At 59.4% G+C, this 19,919-nt stretch carries 18 protein-coding genes and 1 pseudogene; 14 read left to right on the forward strand and 5 right to left on the reverse strand.

Features of this window, described 5'->3' with window-relative positions; all coding sequences use genetic code 11:
• From VJ956_RS11940 to VJ956_RS11960, 5 genes and pseudogenes are all read left to right on the forward strand, one after another.
• Window positions 1-880: pseudogene (locus VJ956_RS11940) on the forward strand (molecular chaperone HtpG); the annotation flags it as partial.
• 11 nt (window positions 881-891) lie between these two features.
• Complete coding sequence (locus VJ956_RS11945; RefSeq protein WP_324085214.1) at window positions 892-1,110, forward strand: DUF2835 domain-containing protein; 219 nt, start codon at window positions 892-894, stop codon at window positions 1,108-1,110.
• 255 nt (window positions 1,111-1,365) lie between these two features.
• Entirely contained in the window at window positions 1,366-3,537 is a 2,172-nt protein-coding gene (gene katG, locus VJ956_RS11950) for a catalase/peroxidase HPI (RefSeq protein ID WP_324085216.1), read from the forward strand.
• Between the two features lie 156 nt (window positions 3,538-3,693).
• Complete coding sequence (locus VJ956_RS11955; RefSeq protein WP_324085218.1) at window positions 3,694-4,659, forward strand: tRNA dihydrouridine synthase; 966 nt, start codon at window positions 3,694-3,696, stop codon at window positions 4,657-4,659.
• A 95-nt stretch (window positions 4,660-4,754) separates the two neighbouring features.
• On the forward strand, window positions 4,755-5,750 hold the full coding sequence (locus tag VJ956_RS11960) for an MBL fold metallo-hydrolase (RefSeq protein WP_324085220.1): 996 nt from the start codon (window positions 4,755-4,757) through the stop codon (window positions 5,748-5,750).
• A gap of 34 nt (window positions 5,751-5,784) precedes the next feature.
• Here the strand turns inward: VJ956_RS11960 and VJ956_RS11965 are convergent, their stop codons facing one another.
• Complete coding sequence (locus VJ956_RS11965) at window positions 5,785-6,810, reverse strand: class I fructose-bisphosphate aldolase (RefSeq protein WP_324085222.1); 1,026 nt, start codon at window positions 6,808-6,810, stop codon at window positions 5,785-5,787.
• Between the two features lie 351 nt (window positions 6,811-7,161).
• Between VJ956_RS11965 and VJ956_RS11970 the strand changes: the two genes are divergently transcribed.
• The 7 genes from VJ956_RS11970 to VJ956_RS12000 all read left to right on the forward strand — a co-directional run bounded on the left by VJ956_RS11970 (window position 7,162) and on the right by VJ956_RS12000 (window position 14,067).
• A complete protein-coding gene (locus VJ956_RS11970; protein WP_324085223.1) occupies window positions 7,162-8,013 on the forward strand; it encodes a substrate-binding periplasmic protein in 852 nt (283 codons plus the stop codon).
• Window positions 8,010-9,368 (forward strand): flavin monoamine oxidase family protein, encoded by a 1,359-nt coding sequence (locus VJ956_RS11975; RefSeq protein ID WP_324085225.1) that lies wholly within the window; start codon window positions 8,010-8,012, stop codon window positions 9,366-9,368. Before VJ956_RS11970 ends, VJ956_RS11975 begins: the two co-directional genes overlap by 4 nt.
• A 131-nt stretch (window positions 9,369-9,499) precedes the next feature.
• Window positions 9,500-10,117, forward strand: a complete 618-nt coding sequence (locus VJ956_RS11980; protein ID WP_324085227.1) for a LemA family protein — start codon at window positions 9,500-9,502, stop codon at window positions 10,115-10,117.
• Window positions 10,117-10,878 (forward strand): TPM domain-containing protein, encoded by a 762-nt coding sequence (locus tag VJ956_RS11985; protein ID WP_324085228.1) that lies wholly within the window; start codon window positions 10,117-10,119, stop codon window positions 10,876-10,878. The genes VJ956_RS11980 and VJ956_RS11985 overlap by 1 nt, the downstream gene beginning before the upstream one ends.
• 77 nt (window positions 10,879-10,955) lie before the next feature.
• Window positions 10,956-11,573 (forward strand): TPM domain-containing protein, encoded by a 618-nt coding sequence (locus VJ956_RS11990; protein ID WP_324085232.1) that lies wholly within the window; start codon window positions 10,956-10,958, stop codon window positions 11,571-11,573.
• Between the two features lie 46 nt (window positions 11,574-11,619).
• Entirely contained in the window at window positions 11,620-12,900 is a 1,281-nt protein-coding gene (locus tag VJ956_RS11995; RefSeq protein ID WP_324085234.1) for a hypothetical protein, read from the forward strand.
• A 42-nt stretch (window positions 12,901-12,942) separates the two neighbouring features.
• Window positions 12,943-14,067 (forward strand): App1 family protein, encoded by a 1,125-nt coding sequence (locus VJ956_RS12000; protein WP_324085236.1) that lies wholly within the window; start codon window positions 12,943-12,945, stop codon window positions 14,065-14,067.
• On the opposite strand, the gene VJ956_RS12005 is transcribed toward VJ956_RS12000, so the two are convergent.
• Entirely contained in the window at window positions 14,049-14,339 is a 291-nt protein-coding gene (locus VJ956_RS12005; protein WP_324085238.1) for a DUF1330 domain-containing protein, read from the reverse strand. The genes VJ956_RS12000 and VJ956_RS12005 overlap by 19 nt on opposite strands.
• Window positions 14,340-14,429: 90 nt before the next feature.
• Complete coding sequence (locus VJ956_RS12010) at window positions 14,430-14,759, reverse strand: thioredoxin family protein (protein ID WP_324085239.1); 330 nt, start codon at window positions 14,757-14,759, stop codon at window positions 14,430-14,432.
• Between the two features lie 230 nt (window positions 14,760-14,989).
• Between VJ956_RS12010 and VJ956_RS12015 the strand changes: the two genes are divergently transcribed.
• Together VJ956_RS12015 and VJ956_RS12020 are read left to right on the forward strand one after the other, a co-directional pair.
• Entirely contained in the window at window positions 14,990-15,643 is a 654-nt protein-coding gene (locus VJ956_RS12015) for an ABC transporter ATP-binding protein (protein ID WP_324085248.1), read from the forward strand.
• Window positions 15,633-18,200, forward strand: coding sequence for an ABC transporter permease (locus VJ956_RS12020; protein ID WP_324085242.1), 2,568 nt, complete (start codon window positions 15,633-15,635; stop codon window positions 18,198-18,200). The genes VJ956_RS12015 and VJ956_RS12020 overlap by 11 nt, the downstream gene beginning before the upstream one ends.
• Before the next feature lie 5 nt (window positions 18,201-18,205).
• Here VJ956_RS12020 and VJ956_RS12025 read toward each other — a convergent pair whose 3' ends face one another.
• Window positions 18,206-19,393, reverse strand: a complete 1,188-nt coding sequence (locus VJ956_RS12025; RefSeq protein ID WP_324085243.1) for a CoA transferase — start codon at window positions 19,391-19,393, stop codon at window positions 18,206-18,208.
• Window positions 19,394-19,444: 51 nt separating this feature from the next.
• On the reverse strand, window positions 19,445-19,919 hold a 475-nt coding region (locus tag VJ956_RS12030), incomplete at its 5' end, for an EAL domain-containing protein (RefSeq protein WP_324085245.1).

Below are 19,919 nucleotides of genomic sequence, written 5' to 3' on the forward strand. Positions count from 1 at the left end.
TGAGATCCTGCAGAATGACAGCACTGTCGACAGCATCCGTACCGCCGTCACCAAGCGCGTACTGGATATGCTGTCGAAACTGGCCAAAAAAGAGCCTGAGCAGTACCAGCAGTTCTGGAATGAGTTCGGCACGGTGATCAAGGAAGGTCCGGCGGAAGACTTCAGCAACCGTGAGAAAATTGGCGGCCTGCTGCGTTTCGCCACGACTCACACCGGCGAGCAGGCCCAGAACGTGTCACTGGACGATTACATCGCGCGGATGAAAGAAGGCCAGAGCAAGATCTACTACATCACCGCCGATAACTTCATGGCCGCCAAGAGCAGCCCGCATCTTGAGGTGTTCCGCAAGAAAGGGGTCGAAGTGCTGATTCTTACCGATCGCATCGACGAGTGGATGATGGGCTATCTGACCGAATACGACGGCAAGCAGTTCCAGGACGTGGCCCGTGGTGATCTGGATCTCGGCGACGTGGAAACCGAGGAAGACAAGAAGCACAAGGAAGAGGCGGCGGAAGAGCACAAGGATCTGCTGGAGCGCATCAAGACCGCACTGGGCGACCGGGTACAGGAAGTCCGTGTCACCAATCGTCTGACGGATTCACCGGCCTGCCTGGTCGTGGCCGACTATGACATGGGCGCACAGATGAAGAAGATCATGGAGGCGGCCGGTCAGAAAGTGCCGGACAGCAAGCCGATTTTCGAAATCAACGTGGATCACCCGCTGGTTCAGCGTCTCGAGCAAGAGCAGGGCGAGGACAGGTTCGGCGAATTGTCTGCCGTACTGCTGGATCAGGCCACCCTGGCAAGTGGCGAGCAGTTGCCCGACCCGGGCGCCTATGTCAGCCGGCTGAACCGCCTGCTGCTTGAGCTGGCTAACTGATCTGACGCCGGATGCAACAGGTCATTGTGGATATCTCAATCAGCCCTGGTGAGTGGATCAAGCTCTACCAGGGCCTTGCCACCGATGTCCACACCACGGCCCGGGACGGACGATCTGTCCGTTTCCCGGCCCGTATCCTTTCCCGTTTTTACCTCCAGGATGGCGTCCGCGGCAGTTTCCGGATTCTTTTCGACGATGCCGGGAAGTTCACCTCAATTGAAAGACTCTGATTTTCGTTGATCTTGTCATTGTTAAAAACTTTCACAACCGTACTTTTAATTAATTGTATTGAATGAACGCTGTCGCGTTACGTTTAGGAAATCCGCGGACCCTAAAAGCTTTTTGAACTGCGGTGACCTCGATAGACATTCGCTATCCGGGGCATAAGAAATACTCAGAGCAGGGCGATATTTTTGTCCTATAGTTAGGGATGCTTCACTCTGCAGACGCAGTGTCGTTATGCCAAATCGAATCAGGAGAGAGAAATGACAGAGAACAATAGCTCAGGCGGAAAGTGCCCGGTTATGCACGGCTCCAACACGCAAGAGAAAGCTGGTGTAACGGCCTGGTGGCCGGAAAATCTTAACCTGGACATCCTGCATCAGCACGACAGGAAGTCCAATCCGCTGGGCGAGGATTTCGACTATCGGGAAGAAGTTAAAAAGCTCGACCACGAAGCTCTTGAGAAAGACATGCACGAGCTTATGACCAACAGCCAGGAATGGTGGCCGGCAGACTGGGGTCATTACGGCGGTCTTATGATCCGTCTTGCCTGGCATGCTGCCGGTACCTACCGCCTGGCCGACGGTCGTGGCGGCGCTGGCACGGGTAACCAGCGGTTCGCGCCAATCGGCTCCTGGCCTGATAACGTCAGCCTGGACAAAGCGCGCCGTTTGCTATGGCCTGTCAAGAAGAAGTACGGCAACAAGGTCAGCTGGGCCGATCTGTTTATTCTGGCCGGCAACGTTGCCTACGAATCCTTCGGTCTGAAAACCTTCGGCTTCTCTTACGGTCGTGAGGACATCTGGCACCCGGAGAAAGATATCTACTGGGGTGCGGAAAAAGAGTGGCTGGCGCCGTCTGACACCCGTTACGAGGATGTAGACAAACCGGACACCATGGAAAATCCGCTCGCTGCGGTGCAAATGGGTCTGATCTATGTGAATCCGGAAGGCGTGAACGGCGTGCCGGATCCGCAGAAAAGTGCTGAGCAGGTCCGGGTAACTTTCGCCCGCATGGCGATGGATGACGAAGAGACGGCTGCGCTGACCGCAGGCGGCCACACCGTTGGTAAGACCCACGGTAACGGTGATGCGGAAGCGCTCGGGCCAGAGCCCGAAGGCGCCGATGTCCATGAACAGGGTTTGGGCTGGCGCAACGATAACCTGCAGGGGAAGGCGACCAATGCAGTGAGTTCAGGCCTTGAGGGCGCCTGGACTACCAATCCGACCAAGTTTGACATGGGTTATTTTGACCTGCTGTTCGGCTATGAGTGGGAGCTGAAAAAGAGCCCGGCTGGCGCGAACCAGTGGGAGCCTGTTGATATCAAGGAAGAAGACAAGCCGGTTGACACCACTGATCCATCTGTTCGTCGTAATCCGATGATGACCGATGCGGATATGGCCATGAAGGTCGATCCGAAGTACCGCGCGATCTGCGAGAAATTCATGGCAGATCCGGATTACTTCAAGGATTGCTTCGCCCGGGCCTGGTTCAAGCTGACTCACCGGGATATGGGGCCAAAAGCCCGTTATATCGGTCCGGACGTACCCGCTGAGGATCTGATCTGGCAGGACCCCTGTCCGCAGGGTGAGACCAACTACATCGAAGAAGTTGTGAAAGAGCACATCAGGGCAGTTGGCCTGAGCCTGAATGAGCTGGTCTGTACGGCCTGGGACAGCGCGCGTACTTATCGCGGCTCCGACATGCGCGGCGGTGCCAACGGAGCACGCATTCGTCTGGCCCCCCAGAAAGACTGGGAAGGCAATGAGCCGGATCGCCTTGCCAAGGTGCTGAAAGCCTACGAGAAGATCTCTGCCGACACTGGCGCCAGCATTGCAGACGTTATTGTTCTGGGGGGCAACCTGGGTATCGAGATGGCGGCCAGGGCAGCCGGACACGAGATTCATGTGCCGTTCCTCAAAGGCCGTGGTGACGCCACGGACGCAATGACTGACGCTGAATCGTTCGAGCCGCTGGAACCACTGGCGGACGCCTTCCGCAACTGGCAGAAAAAGGATTATGTGGTCAAGCCGGAAGAAATGCTTCTGGACCGGGCCCAGCTGATGGGTCTGACGGCGCCGGAAATGACCGTTCTGCTTGGCGGTATGCGGGTGTTGGGCACCAACCATGGTGGCACCAGCCACGGTGTGTTCACGGATCGCGTTGGCCAGCTGACCAATGACTTCTTTGTGAACCTGACCGACATGGCAAACAGCTGGGAGCCGACCGGCAAGAACTCGTACAACATAGTTGATCGCAAGAATGGCAACACCAGGTTCACCGCTACCCGCGTTGATCTGGTGTTCGGTTCCAACTCCATCCTGCGTGCCTACTCAGAGGTGTACGCTCAGGACGACAACGAAGAGAAATTTGTGAAGGACTTCGTTGCTGCCTGGACCAAGGTCATGAACGCCGATCGTTTCGACGTCAAATAAGACCTGCAATGGCAGGGCACCCCCTGAGTGGGTGCCCTGCCAGAGTGTCTACCTATGAACCTCCACTCAAATTGCTTACAATTCTTCCCGCCTGATTTTTGATCACCCTTTATCCGACAGTCTGCTGGACAGACGTGTTTTTTTGCTGGAGCACTCATGCGAATCATCCTTGCCCCGATGGAAGGGCTGGTCGACGCGCCCATCCGGGAAACCCTCACCAGGGTCGGAGGGATTGACCGGTGCGTGACTGAATTCATTCGCATAACTCATGGCATGCTACCGCCAAGGGTGTTTTACAAGTATGCCCCCGAACTGCACAACCAATCCATGACCGAGGCGGGTACGCCGGTGGCTGTTCAGCTGCTGGGTTCAGACCCTCAGCAGATGGCCGTTCATGGCGTAAAAGCCGTCGAACTGGGTGCGATCCAGGTAGACATCAATTTCGGCTGTCCCGCCAAAACTGTTAACAGGCACAAGGGCGGCTGCGTGCTGATGCGTGAGCCTGAACTGATGTACGGCATTGTGGCTGCTGTGCGCCAGGGGGTTCCCAAGAATGTGCCGGTTACCGCAAAAATGCGCCTGGGGTATGATGACCGCTCCATGGGTCTGGCCTGTGCTCAGGCGCTGGAAGCGGCTGGCGCCGAAGAAATAGTCATCCACGCCCGCAGCAAGGTGGACGGCTATAAGCCGCCTGCTTACTGGGAAGAAGTGGCCCGGGTGCGGGAAGGGGTGAATACCCATGTGATTGCCAACGGCGAGATCTGGACCGTGGCTGACTACTGGCGATGCCGCGAAGTCACGGGCTGCGACGACGTCATGATCGGTCGCGGCCTGATCGCCCGCCCGGACCTGGCGCGGCAGATTCGAGCCAGCCAGCGCCAGGAGGTTGCTCCGGATCTGGCCTGGCCGGAAGTGGTCATTCTGATTGCAGACTATGCCGTGGCCCTGCAAACCCGCCTTGAGGACCGGTTCGTTACCGGACGCATTAAGCAGTGGCTGAACTATCTGCGAGGCGGATATGCCGAAGCCGAAGCACTCTGGCCTCTGGCCCGGAAACTCCGCGACGTGGCACCGATGCTGGCGTGCCTGCAGCAGCCTGTCCGCCGGATCCGCGCAGCCTGAAGCCGCCGCCACTGCCTTGCTGTTTGCATTTATTTCAGATCTGGTCCGTACTGACAAACACCGGGTGAAATAATAAACAATGCAGGGGAGGCACCATGAATGTTGCAAAGTCGGTTAAACCTTACGGCCTGACATCATTGCTCACGGCCCTGGTGTTGGCAATCAGTGCCGCTGCGCCGGCTACGGCAGACGAGCAGCGGGTAAAAATAACACCGCTGGGCAGCCACGATGGCGAATTCTGTAGCCGCGACAGGGCCCTGGTTTTTGAAGATCCGAATGGCACCCGGATTCTGTACGATGCCGGTCGCACTGTGGCAGGCCCGGATGATCCGCGCCTTGGCGATATTGATGTCATTCTGGTTTCCCATATGCACGGTGACCATGTGGGTGACCGGCGGATTATCGCCACCAATGCCGGCACCTGCGCCAGCCCGGATACTCCGGAAGCGACGCTGCCGCAGTCCAACACCATCGACATCGCGCTGAAAAAGCAGGCCATCATACTGACCGGCAGCGAAATGCCCGCTTTCTTCGCGGCCAAGCTGAAAACCGGCGGGGGAGATCCGGCCAGGTCAGCACTGGTTCGGTTCGGCGCCGAGAAAACCCTCGGAGGCGTAGCTTTCACCACGGTGCCTGCCGTGCACAGCAACGGCGTGTCGCCTTCGTTCCTGACCGGTCCGCTGGCGGACTATCTTGCCGCTGCCGGTGTCGGGGCAAGCGTGGGGCCGCCTACCGGTTATGTGGTGACGTTTTCCAACGGCCTGGTCGCTTACCTTTCCGGTGACACCGGCATCACCGCCGAGCAGAAGGTTGTGGTGGGTGATCATTACCAGGCAAACCTGGTGGTGATGAACATTGGCGACACTTTCACCACCGGGCCTGCCCAGGCGGCCTATGTGGTGAATGATCTGGTCAGGCCGGCTTCGGTCATTGCCTCCCATGCAAATGAGGCCGCAACCGAGAACGGAAAAGTGACAGCGGGCACGCGCACGGCGGCGTTTATTGACCAGGCCAACATGGCTGTTCACGTGCCCCTGAGTGGACGGACCATGGCATTCAGCAGCAGCGGAAAGTGCGTCGCTGGCTGCTGATCGCCGCCGGGTGCTCTTAAAATCAGGCCGAGTGCTAGGCTTGGCCTGCTTTCTCCATATCCGCTGAATATTTTCCCAGCGCCGCAGCGCCATTGAGCCTGGCGCGCCTGGCCATGGCCTGGTGTGCTGCCCCACGGTTTGCAATATCCCCCTTCCAGGCGTGCTGAGCCGGTTCCTGTAAAGCACGCCCATAGGAGAAGCTCATAGTCCAGGGCAGGTTGTCATGCTGGTTCATGGCATTGAGATTCAACGTGGCTTCTTCCGGCGTCTGCCCGCCGGAAAGGAAGAAAATACCCGGCACGGCTGCCGGCACACAGCGGCGGTAGGTGCGTATCGTCATCTCCGCCACCTGCTCGGGGGAGGCTTTCGGGGCTTCCTTGCCCGGGGTGATCATGCTCGGCTTCAGAATCATGGTCTCAAGGTTTACACGGTGCCGAGCGAGCGCGTCGAAAACCCCGCGAATCACCTGTTCGCCCACCTCCGCCGAACGTTCAATGGAATGGGTTCCGTCAATCAGCACCTCCGGTTCAACGATTGGCACTATGCCCAGGGACTGGCAGATGGCCGCGTAACGGGCCAGTGTTTCAGCGTTGGCACCGATGGCCTGCCGGGAGGGCAGGGAAGCGGAGATATGAAAGACACAGCGCCACTTGGCGAAACGTGCGCCGAACTCTTTGGCAGCAGCAAGTTTTGCCTCCAGGCCATCAAGCCCGAAGGTAATCTCCTCATCCGGCGCATTAGCCAGGGGACCTTTGCCTTGATCCACCTTGATACCGGGCACAATGCCCTGATTAGCCAGCAGTTCGGGCATGGGAATGCCATCCAGGTTCTGCTGCTCAAGCGTTTCCTCAAACAGAATCACACCGCTGATGTGTTCGTTCAGCCCGGGTGCCGAAAAAATAATGCTCCGGTATTGCTGGCGCATGGCTTCTGTGTTTTCCACACCAACCGCCTTGAAACGCTTGGCAATGGTCGGATTGCTCTCGTCTGCTGCCAGAACGCCTTTGCCGGGCTGAACCAGCTCACGAATCGTCGTCTGCAATTCTTCCTGAATCGTCATTGAAAAATCCTCAGGTGAACAGTGTCGTTTTGATGATCTTCCAGAGTCTACCAATAAAAGCGTTGTTTCGAGAGAGGTAAAGGGCCGATGACTCAGTGGTTAAAGTTTCAGGTCAGACTTCTTCGCTTTGCTTTACGTTTATTCAGGTCGCATTCAGCGGCACTGTGGTGTCCTGGCTGAAGCCTGCCGGAGGCTGCAGCAGAAAACGGAACCAGGCGACCGTTTTTGCTCATTACATTTTGACGACAATAAAACAACCCGGTTCCACAGGCGAAAATCATCAAAAACCGCTATATTGGCTCAGGAGAAAACAGAACCGGGTACACCCGACAAGGATTAGGGAGACAGACATTGGCCAAAGCCACGGTGTTGATGTTTGGGCTGACAACTTTTTTGCTCTGCCTTCCCGCTCACGCCGAATACAATCAAGCCGACAGCCCGCGCCCGACCGCCGGCAAACCGCTGCAGATGCGCACGCTGGAGAATCCGCCGCTGGCGTATACCGACGAGAATGGCGAAATCGTCGGGGTCCTGGTGGAGGGGATACGCGAGGCCGTGCGCCGGACGGGGCACGAGGTCGAATTCCGGATTTATCCCTGGAAACGGGTGCTCAAGGAGGTCGCTGACGGCAATGCCGACGCTGCTTTCAATGCCGGTCTGACGGAGGAACGTCAGGCCTGGGGGATGTACAATGAGTCGGTATTGATCGATGAGACCTATGTGTTCTTTGCCAGTGAGCCCATGGCGTTGTCCCGGGATCTTGAAGAAGCTTCTGAACTGCGGGTTGGTACCCAGCTTGGCTATTACTACGGCAAGCGGTTTGACAGGATGCTACAGGATCCTCCTTTCCGGGCGCTGGAAGTGGCCCAGACCATCCCTCACAGCCTGATCCTGCTGAGGGCTGATCGCACCAATGTGTTTATCGGGGATCTGCTGCCCACTCTGTATTATCTCAAGGAACTTGGCCTGGAAGATGAAATCCACATTGTGCGGGAAAAGGACTCCGGTATGCCTCTCGTGGTTTCAACCTCTCCCACCTACGTGACTTTCTCCAAGCGTCGTGTCGATCCGGGTTATGTTCCGGTTTTTGATAAGGCACTCAGGTCCGTCAGGGCAGACTCCACGTTCGACGTGATCCTCGACCAATATCAGCTCAATGTCCCTGAATTGCCACCGGAAAGACCCGTAAAATCCGAACCATGAACCAGGCCGGTTGCAGGCACGATGTCATCATTGTCGGAGCCGGTCTGGCCGGGCTCAAGGCGGCGCTGGAACTGCAGTCAGCGGGCAGGCAGGTGCTCGTCCTTGAAGCCCGGGATCGGGTGGGTGGTCGGTCCATGGCCGGTCAAATCTGCGGCCAGCCCATTGACCTCGGCGGCCAGTGGGTTGGTCCGCAACAGAAACTGCTACTGGCACAGGCAAGCGACCTGGGTGTAAAAACCTGCCCCCAGTACACTCGCGGGGCCAGCTTGTTGTCATTCAATGGCAAGGTCAGCAGATACACTTCGGATATCCCCAAACTGTCTTTGGTCTCACTTCTGGAACTGGGGCTGCTTGAGCGCCGCTGGAAAAAACAGACCGGTAGCTTGCCGGTCTCCGGGGAACCCTGGACTGCAACGAAGGCAGAGGAGTGGGATGCTCACACTCTGGAAAGCTGGACTCTGCAGCATGTGCGCACAGCAGACGCCAGAGAATTCGCGCGTATCGTTTCCCGCGCGGTACTGTGTACAGAATCCCATCACATTTCCTACCTTTTTTTTCTCGAATACCTGCGACAGGGGAAAGGCCTTGAAACCCTGACTGGTGTCGAAGGGGGCGCCCAGCAGTCAAAATTTGCAGGTGGGGCCTGGCAGATCCCCAGGCTCATGGCGGAGCACCTGGGCGAATCTGTCAGGCTGAACGCGCCGGTTATCGCCGTGGAGCAGGACACTCACAGTGTCACGGTCTTCACCGAAGATGAACAGTGTCAGGCCGACCATTTGATCATGGCGGTGCCGCCGGGACTCGCTTCCAGAATTGCATTTTATCCGCCGTTACCTGCAAAACGGAACGCCCTGCACGGGCACATGCCCATGGGTTCTGTGATAAAGATACATGTGGCCTACGAGCGGCCATTCTGGCGCCAGCGCGGGCTCAATGGCGCCGTGATCAGCAATGACCGGCATTTAAATGTTGTATTCGATCAGTCCCCCGAGAACGAGAGCCTGGGCGTGCTGGTGGGTTTCATTGATGGAGACCATGCCATTGCGATGAGCGATGAATCTGAAGCAACCCGTCGTCAACAGGTCCTCAAGGATCTGGTTCATTATTTTGGCCCGGACGCTGCAAAACCGATTGCGTACGTGGAGCAGGACTGGATACGAGAGCAGTGGAGCCAGGGCTGTTACGTGGCGCATATGCCCCCCGGCGCGATTACCTCCTATGGAGACGCGATCCGGGAGCCGTGCGGACGGATTCACTGGGCTGGCACGGAAACCGCGACCGAGTGGATGGGCTACCTGGATGGGGCGCTGCAGTCCGGGATTCGGGCCGCAAAAGAGATTCTGTCGACGCAGTAGCTGTTTGTGCTCGGGCGCTGTCTAACTTGAAAACAGTCGCCTTGCCCCCATCAATCGGGTATTCCGATGGCTCCGCCGCCCCGGACGGGAATCTTCCCTTATCAACACAACGAACCCAGGGACAGAGCACTATGCAAACCCTCTCCAAGCCATTCCTTCCGCGGTGTTTCTGGCAACTGGCATCGCTGTTGACGCTGGTCCTGGTTCTCACCGGCTGTGGGATCAACAACATTCCCACCTATGATGAAAGAGTCACCGCCGCCTGGGCCCAGGTGGAAAACCAGTACCAGCGCCGGGCCGACCTGATTCCCAACCTGGTGGAAACCGTAAAAGGTTTCGCCGCCCAGGAACAGGAAACCCTGACCGCGGTGATCGAGGCCCGCTCCAAAGCGACCTCGATCCAGGCGGACGAGAGCATCCTCAACAATCCCCAGAAGCTGCAGCAGTTCCAGCAGGCCCAGGGTGAGCTCAGCAGCGCCCTGAGTCGCCTGATGGCTGTGTCCGAACGGTACCCGGAGCTGAAATCCAGTCAGAATTTTCTGGCATTGCAGTCTCAGCTTGAAGGCACCGAGAACCGTATTGCGGTCGCGCGCCGGGACTTCATTCAGGCGGTCGAGCGCTATAACACGGAGCTTCGCACCTTCCCGGGGAAAATCTGGCACAGCATCCTGTATAGCGATCTCGAGCGCCGCGCCAGCTTTGAAGCGACTACCGAAAATGCGGAAGACGCACCCGCGGTGGAATTCTGATGGTTCGGGTGCTCCGCAAAAGTCTGACGCTGACATTACTGCTACTGCTGCCCGCCACTCTCTGGGCCCAGTCAGCGTCAGATTTTCCCGAGCTCACGGGCAGGGTGGTCGACCGCGCCGAAATGCTTTCGCCGCAAGCCGAAACCCGCCTGACCCGGATGCTACAGGCTCATGAACAGGCCACCACTGAACAGGTTGTGGTGGTCACTCTGCCGGATCTGCAGGGCTACCCGATTGAAGATTTCGGGTACCAGTTGGGCCGACACTGGGGTATCGGTCAGGAAGGCGAGGATAACGGCGCGTTGCTGATTGTGGCGAAGGAAGAACGCAGGATCCGTATCGAAGTAGGCTATGGTCTCGAAGGCCGGCTCACGGATGCCCAGTCTGCTGTCATCATCAATAACGTAATTACCCCGGCGTTCCGTCAGAATGATTTCCAGACCGGTATTGTCAATGGCACCGCAGCCATGATTCAGGTCCTCGGCGGCAAGCCGATGGCTGTTCCCCAGCGACAGCAAGGCCAGGCAGGCCAGGAAAAGCCCAACGCCGGCATGGTGGCGCTGCTCTTCATGATCATGATGGCGACCATTTTCGTTATCGGCAGTCGCGGTGGCCGTGGTGGACGCGGCGGCGCCGCGCTTCTGGGCGCGGCACTGCTCGGCGGTTTGATGGGCGGCCGTGGTGGCGGTGGCATGGGAGGCGGTGGATTTGGCGGCGGCGGTGGCGGCTTCGGCGGTGGCGGTGCCTCCGGTGGCTGGTAGCCTGGCATCGGTATTCCCCCGCGCCGGATTTCCGGAGCTGATAATTCTTTAACCACTGAATCGAGAAGCAAAGCATCATGACATTACTGAGCAAAAGTGATCAGGAAGCCGTTGCCGCTGCGATCAATGAAGTGGAGCGGCAAACCGATGCCGAACTGGTCACCGTGCTGACGGCCCGGTCCGACAACTACAGCTATATTCCCCTGGTCTGGGCAGGCATTCTGGCGCTGCTGGTACCGGGTATTGGCAATTACTTCGGTAACTGGTTCAGCGCCGACATCCTGCTGCTGGTGCAGTGGGGCAGTTTTGTCGTGCTCAGCCTGCTGTTCCGGATACCCGGCATCAACACCCGCCTGATTCCACAGCAGGTCCGTTACTGGCGCGCCTCCAACCTGGCACGGCGGCAGTTTCTGGAGCAGAACCTGCATCACACCGACGGCGCCACCGGCATGCTGATTTTCGTTTCCGAAGCCGAACGCTATGTCGAAATTCTGGTGGATGAAGGCATTGCCAGAGTGCTGGATAACGCAGTGTGGGAAGGCATAGTGGCGGACTTCACTGCCAGAGTGCGCGAGGGAGAGACGCGCCAGGGGTTTCTGGACTGCGTCGCGGCCTGCGGAACCATGCTGAAAGAGCATCTGCCTGCAACTCACGAGCGTAACGAGCTGCCCAACCACCTGGTGATCCTGCCGTAACTGCAGTGATACAGTGAAGCCAATACTGGCGGATAAGGCGATGGTAATGATGGATCCGATTGCTACTGATGATAATCCAGCCATTACTGATCGCCGCAAAGCGGATAAGGCGCTGATTTCACATCTGCGGGGTGCCGGCCAACTGGTCACAGTGGGAGTCAGCGGTCTGGCGGATACGGTGGAAGCAATGCATCGCAACATATCCGGTCTGGCCCCGATTGTCGGCCCTGGCCGTGAAGGCCCCACCCGGGGAATTACCGGCCTGGTCTACCGCAGTGTGCGAAAGGTTTCCCAGGCGGTGGGTGCCGGTGTGGATCTGGCCCTGAAACAGTTGCCACCCGGGCTGGAAAACCGGCTGGCCAATCTGATCGCATCCCAGGGCGGTCCAGGTAAGCGTGAAGCCGTGCTGGCCAGCATTAATGGCGTGCTGGGTGATTACCTGGTCGCCACTGATAATCCTCTGGCCATTGCCATGAGCTTTCGCCAGGATGGCAAGGCCCTCTGCCTTGAGCGGGACTCGCTGGGCAGAGCCTTTCCCGATCCCTCGAATCGCCTGCTGGTGATGGTTCACGGCCTGTGCATGAATGATCTTATGTGGCAGCGCGGGGACCATAATCACGGCAATAAACTGGCCCGCGCCCATGGCTATACTCCATTGTATCTGCATTACAATAGTGGCCGGCACATATCCACCAACGGCAGGCAGTTCGCTGACCTGCTTGAACGGCTGGTTCGGGAATGGCCGGTGATGGTAGATGAGCTGGTCATTGTTGGCCACAGCATGGGCGGCCTGCTGTCGCGCAGTGCGTGCCATTATGGGCGGGCTGCCGGCCATACCTGGCCGGATCAATTGGGCAAGCTGGTCTTTCTGGGCACTCCGCATCACGGTTCACCACTGGAGCGTGCCGGAAACCGGGTTGACACACTTGCGGGCTTCAGCCCGTACGTCGCCCCGACAGGACGGTTGGGGAAAATCCGTAGCGCCGGCGTAAAAGATCTGCGTTACGGCAGTATCCTGGATGAGGACTGGCAGGGTCGGGAACCAGAACACTGTCATGACGCACGGGTAACTGTGGCGCTCCCGGAGGGCACTGACTGTTTTGCGATTGCGGCAACGATACAGTCCGAGCCTGATTCTGCCGGCGTCTGCACTCGTGGCGACGGGCTGGTGCCCGTCATGAGCGCGCTGGGACTGCACAACGATGCCGGTCGGACGCTGGCCATCCCGGCCTCAAGGCAAAGCGTGTGCTACGGAGTTCATCACTTCGATCTGCTCAACAGTCCGCAAATATACGAGCAGATCCACGATTGGCTTACCCGGCACTGATAACGCGGGTGCGCGGTTCCATTTCTGTCGGAAGAGGATTTGATGTCGTTTTATCGTCGCTTGCACCGTCATGCCCGGGCTCTTCGTCGTGGGCTGCGAATCCTGGCGGCCCCGGTAAAGGGCGACAACCGCCGGGGCGGGCTGTTTATTCAGGCTTACCGGGGTTACGGTTCCCGGAACCGGCTATTTCTGATGGGGCGGGTTTTCAGCCAGCCGGGCTTCGGCGCATCGCTGGGTGAGGACCTGCTGCGCCAGGATCTCATTGATCTGGTTCGCAGGCTGATGCGCAAGCCCATCACCGGGGCGCAGGTCCGGATAAAGTACAAGAACACTGATACGGTGGTTCACACCGACCGGCACGGTTTCTTCCGCGTCGATATGGAACTGGGAATCATGCCGTCGGATGTCTCCTGGCACGAGATGCAGCTGTCACTGGACAGCCCTGTCGATGAGCGTGCGGCTACCACCGGCGAGTTCTTCACTCCGCCCGACCATGCCCGTTACGGGGTGATCAGCGATATCGACGATACCGTGGTCTACACCGGCGTTGCCAATACCGCCAGGATGATGTGGCGCCTGTTTGCTCAGGGTGCTGACAGCCGTGTGGTTTATGCCGGAGTCCCGGCCCTGTACCAGGGCTTCCATGCCGGCCGCGATCATCATGAGGGCAACCCTCTGTTCTATGTGTCCCGGGCGCCCTGGAGTATCTACCAGGTGCTGGCGGAGGTTTTTCGCCGTAACCAGATTCCCCATGGGCCGATCCTGATACTGCGGGAGTGGGGGATGAAGCGCGGCAGCCCGCTGCCGCGACGGGCGAAAGATCACAAACGGGATGCGATTCGTCATATCCTCGGGATGTACCCGGACATGCGGTTTATTCTGATTGGTGATTCCGGGCAGCGTGACCCGGAGGTCTACAGCCGCATTCTGCGGGAAGATCCCGACCGTATACTGGGCATTTATATCCGCGATGTCAGTAATTGCGACAAGCGTTCGGAGGCCATTGACAGGCTGGCCCGTGAAGCCGGTGAGGCCGGCTGCGACCTGATACTGGCCGCTGACAACCTGGCGATGGCGGAGCATGCAGCCAGTGCAGGGCTTATCGCCGACAGCGCTGTACAGGCGGTGCGTGAGGAGCTGGAGCGCTCCTATGAGTCGGCCTCGTAACGGATCAGGTCCACCTCTGCGGCCTCTTTCCGAAGCGGAACCAGCGCCTGGTATGCCGGTGAGTCATGCCAGCTGACCACGGAGTCCAGGTCCGGGAAGCGGATCACCACGATATCCGTATGGCGTTGCTCCCCGTCGAGCGCTTTCGCCCGCGTCCCGCGAAGCACAAGTTCCCCGCCCCAGGGGGGCAGGGTTCCCGGAAGCTTGCTCCTGTAGTCCTGCCACTTGACAGGGTCTTTTATGGTGATCTGTCCGACTGCGTAGGCTGTCATTTTTGTCCCCGTTATTATTCTGTTTTAATCCGGTTGAATGCCATTGTGCCGGTTGCGGCTTCGCCACACCAGGTCTTCAGCCCACTGCGTTCAGTTCTGCTCGATCCTCGCCATAGCGCGGGTAATGGAGGCCGAATCCGCAGGACGGACCAGACGCTCTACCTCCTCGCCATCACGCAGAAAAATCAGCGTTGGCCATTGCTTGACCCTGAAAGCGCGGCCCAGAGGCCGGCCCTTGCCATCCTCAATCTTGTGGTGTGGCAGGTCCGGGCCCGAGGTAAATGCCTCGTTGATATAGGGCTGGGCAGCGCGGCAATGGCCGCACCAGGAGGTGCCGAATTCCAGCACGAGCGGCCCCCGGGTCTGTTGCACTTCCTGCAATGGGGGTGCTTCGGCTGTGTACTTCCGAGTCGAATCCATAAGACCTCCAAACTTTAGAGTGATATCGCCATTCTACATGATCCCGAGCTGTCTGTTGGCGTCGCATCTCGTTCAGAATCCGGTCCAACCGGGTTGCGCCGGTCTGGCCAATGGCACGTATTCTAGCTTACGCTCATGGCGGTTCGCGGCAGTCAGATTTATTTCATGGTTGTGTTGCGAGCGAAATCCGGGATCAACAGAAAGGTGCCCTTGTGTCCACCCGCGTCCAGATGAATGATATTCACCTCGCCTACCCGACAGAGTCCGGCACTGTTTCGGTGCTCAACAGTGCTTCAGTCACGGTGCCACCGGGTGAGACACTGGCGATTACCGGCCCGTCTGGCAGCGGCAAAACCTCACTGCTTCTGCTGCTGTCCGGCCTGCAACGCCCGGACCGCGGCGAAATCCTGGTGGGCAGCCAGCGCCTGGGCGACATGGATTCCAATTCCCTGGCGGACTGGCGCAGTGCGCACCTCGGCATCATCTTCCAGTCGTTTCATCTGCTGCCCGGCCTGACCGCGCTTGGCAATGTCAGCCTGCCACTGGAAATTGCCGGCCAGGCAAACGCCCGGGAACAGGCTCTCGCGATGCTGGATGCCGTGGGCCTGAGTCATCGGCTGCAGCATTACCCCGGACAGCTCTCCGGGGGTGAGCAGCAGCGTGTTGCCATTGCCCGTGCCCTTGTCCACCAGCCCAGTCTGCTGCTGGGGGACGAGCCAACAGGCAACCTGGACCGGGAAACCGGCGAAAAGGTACTGTCGCTGCTGTTTGATCTCCATAAGGAAAGCAGGTCCACGCTGATCCTGGTGACCCACGACGAGCGCGTCGCCGGGCGTTGTAATCACCGGGTCAGGATGGAGGGCGGGCGCCTCTATGAGCTCTGAAACCGCCGCCCGACCGCTGTGGATGCTGAAGTTCGCGTTCGCCGATCTGCGCTCACGCATCTCCGCCCTTAAAGTCTTTCTGGCCTGCCTGATCCTCGGCGTCACCCTGGTGGCGGCTACGGCCAGTCTCTACCGGGTCATCGAGCAGAGCCTGCTGGCCGATACCCGGGCACTGCTGGGCGGGGATGTCGAGCTTGACGCCAATCAGCCTCTACCCGATGAGGTGCTGGACTGGATCAGCGGTACCGGTCGCATCTCGCTGGTTCGTGAGTTCGACACCATTGTCAGCGGCCCCGACGGTGAGGGTTTTTTCCGGGCCGAAATTCTGGTTCCGGACGCGGCTTATCCGCTCTACGGTGAGCTGCAACTGTCACCGGACCAGCCGCGTCAGGAGCTTCATGAACAGAAAGACGGGCTCTGGGGCGCCATTATCGACCCCATGCTGGCCGAACGGCTGGGCCAGTCCATCGGTGACCTGATTCAGATTGGCGCGGCGACCTTTCGCATCAGCGGCCTGATTGAGGAACAGCCGGACCGCAATCTGAGGGCCAACTGGCGTGGCCTGCCGATCATGATTTCCGATCAGGCGCTGGATGCCACCAACCTGATCCGTCCTGGCAGCCGCGTCGACTACGAGTACCGGGTGCAGACCGGTCAGGATCTGGACGTCTGGCTGGAACAGTTCGAACAGGCTTTCCCGGAGCCGGACTGGGACACCACCACTTTTGCCGAGCGCAGTGAACGGATCTCCGAACGGCTGGACCAGATTGCAACCGCGCTCATTCTTATCGCTTTCACCACCCTGTTCATCGGCGGCCTGGGAGTGGCCAACAGCATACATGCCTACCTGGATGAAAAGCTGGGTACCATTGCGACCCTGCAGACCCTCGGCCTGCGCCGTAAACCCCTGGTTGGTATCTATCTTTTCCAGATCGGTATATTGGGGAGTCTGGCCGGCCTGATCGGCGGCGGAATCGGGTTGGGGCTTTCTGCGCTGGCGATAGGCCTGGCCGGCGATGCCTATGACCTGGCCGGACCGGGTGGGGCAGGTGACTGGATCTCGCTGTGGTTCGTACCCTTGCTTCTGAGCTGGCTGTTTGCGGTGCTGACGGCTTACGTCTTCGCGCTACCGGCGCTGGCGAGGGCGCTTGCGGCCTCACCGGCCGGGCTTTTCCGGGGCCAGGTCAGGGCTGCCAGTCATGAGCCCCGGAGCTGGCGGGTAGCCAGTTATCTGTTGTTGGCGGTCTATATTTCCGCAACCCTGTTCTGGCTGCCATCGCCGCAACTGGGGTTCCTGTTCCTGCTGGCTGTTATCGTGCTCTGGGGCTTGCTGGAGGGCATTATCAAGGGGCTGCGGCGGGTCGCCAGGGCGCTGGAAAACAGCGGCTTTGCCGATCGTAACTTTGCCCGGCGTCTGGCGCTGGCCAACCTGCACCGGCCGGACTCGCCGCTGCGGGCAACACTGCTCTCGCTGGGTACCGCGCTGACCCTGGTGGTGGCCTGCACCCTGATCGTCACCACCCTGCTGCGGGCGCTGGAAACCACAATACCGGCGGATGCGCCGGCGCTGATTCTCTATGAGGTGTTTCCGGACCAGATGGATCCGCTGGAGTCCGGCCTTGAGTCGCTTGACCCCTCAAGCACGACAGAACTGCTCCCCATGGTTCGTGCCCGTCTGGCGAAGATTAACCGGAAGCCGGTTGCCGCTGTTCTCGCCGACGATCCGCCGGCCAGGCGCGAAGCCATGGGTGATGAATACAAGCTCAGTTACCTGTCGGGCAATCCCGAAGGCCTGGAACTGGTCGAGGGCAACTGGTGGTCGCAACCTGCGCCAGCGGGCGAGCCGGCCTTTATGGCGATGGAAGACCGGGAGGCTTACCAGCTCGGGCTGGGTGTTGGCGACCGGATAGAGTTTACCGCGCAGGACCGGCCGATTGCCGCCGAGATCCGGGCTATCTACCGGCAAAAAGGCCTGCAGACCCGGTTCTGGTTTGAGGGTATTCTTCAGGAGGGTGCCCTGGACGAGCTGATCAGCCTGTACGTCGGCGCGGTCTACCAGAGCGACCCGGCGGCCAGGGAGTCGCAGCAATGGCTGGCCAGCAATCTCCCCAACGTCATCACCCTGCGCACCGCCGACTGGCTTGAAACCGCCGGCGGCCTGCTCAACAAGGCCGCCGCCGGACTTGCAGCCGTGGCCACCGTCAGCCTGATGGCCAGCCTGCTGGTGCTGTCCAGCGTGGTCAGCGTCAGCCGCAGGCGCCAGTTGTATGAAGCCAACCTGCTGCACTGCCTCGGCGCCAGGCATCAGGCTATCCGGCTTTCCATGCTGCTCGAAACCGGACTGCTGACGTTGCTGGCGACTGTTTTTGCGACAGGCCTCGGCTCGCTGATTGCGCTGCCGGTGGCAGACCTCGCGCTGAAGTTACCGGCAGCAGACCTGTGGTGGACAGGCGCTGTGGTTGCCGGGACTGTCAGCGCACTTGCCCTGCTCGGTGGCCTGGTGCCAACACTGAGGGCAATGCGGCTTGATCCGGCGGTTTTACTGCGGGATAACTGAGCAGGTCAGCCGCCGGCTGTGCCGGAATCGATCATGTCCTGAATCTCCTCCGGGGAATATCCACAATTGGTCAGCAGGGCCCGGGTATGCTGGCCAAGGGTCGGAGCACCTTGCCAGTCATGGTCCGGCGCTGCCGAGAACCGGGAGGGAGCACGGCTCTGGCGAATAAGCCCGGCCTGCGGGTGCTGGTAGTTCAGCAACAGGTCGTTCGCCCGGACCTGGGGATGATCCAGCATTTGAGCACGGGTCAGGACCGGGGCGCAGGGCACCCGCTCCTGCTCAAGCCGGGCCAGCCAGTGTTCCGCGGAATCGGTGCGGATGACCGACTGAATCAGCTCGAGCCGGGCATCGATGTTCTGTTGCCGCAGCTCTGCGGTCCTGAATCTTGCGTCCCCGGCCCATTCCGGCCGCTCCAGTGCGCGGATGATAGCCTGCCATTCGCGGTCATTCTGGACCGCAATGGTGATATAGCCGGTGGTGGTCTCGTAAATCAGATCCTGGAAGCTGGCGGCTTCCTGTTGTGGCAGGTCACCGTGAACAAAGGTCTGGCTGCCCATGTCCGAACTCCAGAGAAAGGCGACAATGGCGTCCAGCATGGAGAGCCGGATGTGCTGGCCCTCGCCGGTGCGCTCACGGGCAAAGAGCGCCGCGGTAATGGCCTGTGCGGCGGTCACCCCGGTGAGCTTGTCCGGCAGGATGGTTCTGACCAGTTGCGGGCGCCGCCCGTCAGCGCCGGCCTGCACCGTGGCCAGACCCGACAGGCCCTGAATCAGCGGATCGTAGACCGGGCGCTGGGCATAGGGGCCGGAATCTCCGAAACCGCTGACAGACACCATGATGAGCCCGGGCGCCACCTTGCGTAATTCCTCCTCGCCCAGGCCCATACGCGCTATGACGCCGGGCCGGAAGTTCTGTACAAACACGTCAGCCGTCGCCACCAGTTTCAACAGTGCCTCGCGTCCCTCGGGCTCCTTCAGGTTCAGCGCCACCGATTTCTTGTTGCGGTTGTTGTTGAGAAACAGCGCTGACATACCGCCCTGGCGGTTGGCGGCGGAGCGGGTGAAATCACCGCCTGCCGGGTTCTCCACCTTGATCACTTCCGCCCCCTGGTCCGCCAGCATCATGGTTGCCAGAGGGCCGGATATCATCGCGGTCAGGTCAATAATGCGGACGCCGTCCAGAGGGCCGGTCATTTGGGTGCTCCTGTTATCAGCAACGTCAGATGCTGGATTTCTACACAACCATCAAAGCCGCGCCTTGGCTATTGCCTCCTCGTAAGGCAAGGGTCGGGAAAAGAGGTAGCCCTGGGCCTGGTCGCAACCACGCTCGTACAACATTGCCAGTTGCTCCTCGGTCTCGACACCCTCGGCAATGACCTTCAGTTCCAGACTGTGAGCCATGGCAATGATGGTGTTGACGATCACCTTGCTGCCAGGGTCTGTCGTAAATTCGGCAATGAATGATTTGTCGATCTTGAGTGTGTCGATGGGGAAGCGTTTGAGGTAGCTGAGACTGGAATAGCCGGTACCGAAGTCGTCCAGGGAAATGCTGACGCCCAGGCCGATCAGCTGAGACATTGTGACGATAGCGGACTCAACCTCATAAATCAGGGCGCTTTCGGTTATCTCCAGCTCCAGGTCGGCTGCCGGCATACCGGTTTCCTCCAGGATCTGCTGGATTATGGCGACCAGATTATCCTGGTGGAACTGGCGGGCTGAC

Source organism: Marinobacter sp., assembly GCF_035268745.1.
GTDB lineage: Bacteria > Pseudomonadota > Gammaproteobacteria > Pseudomonadales > Oleiphilaceae > Marinobacter.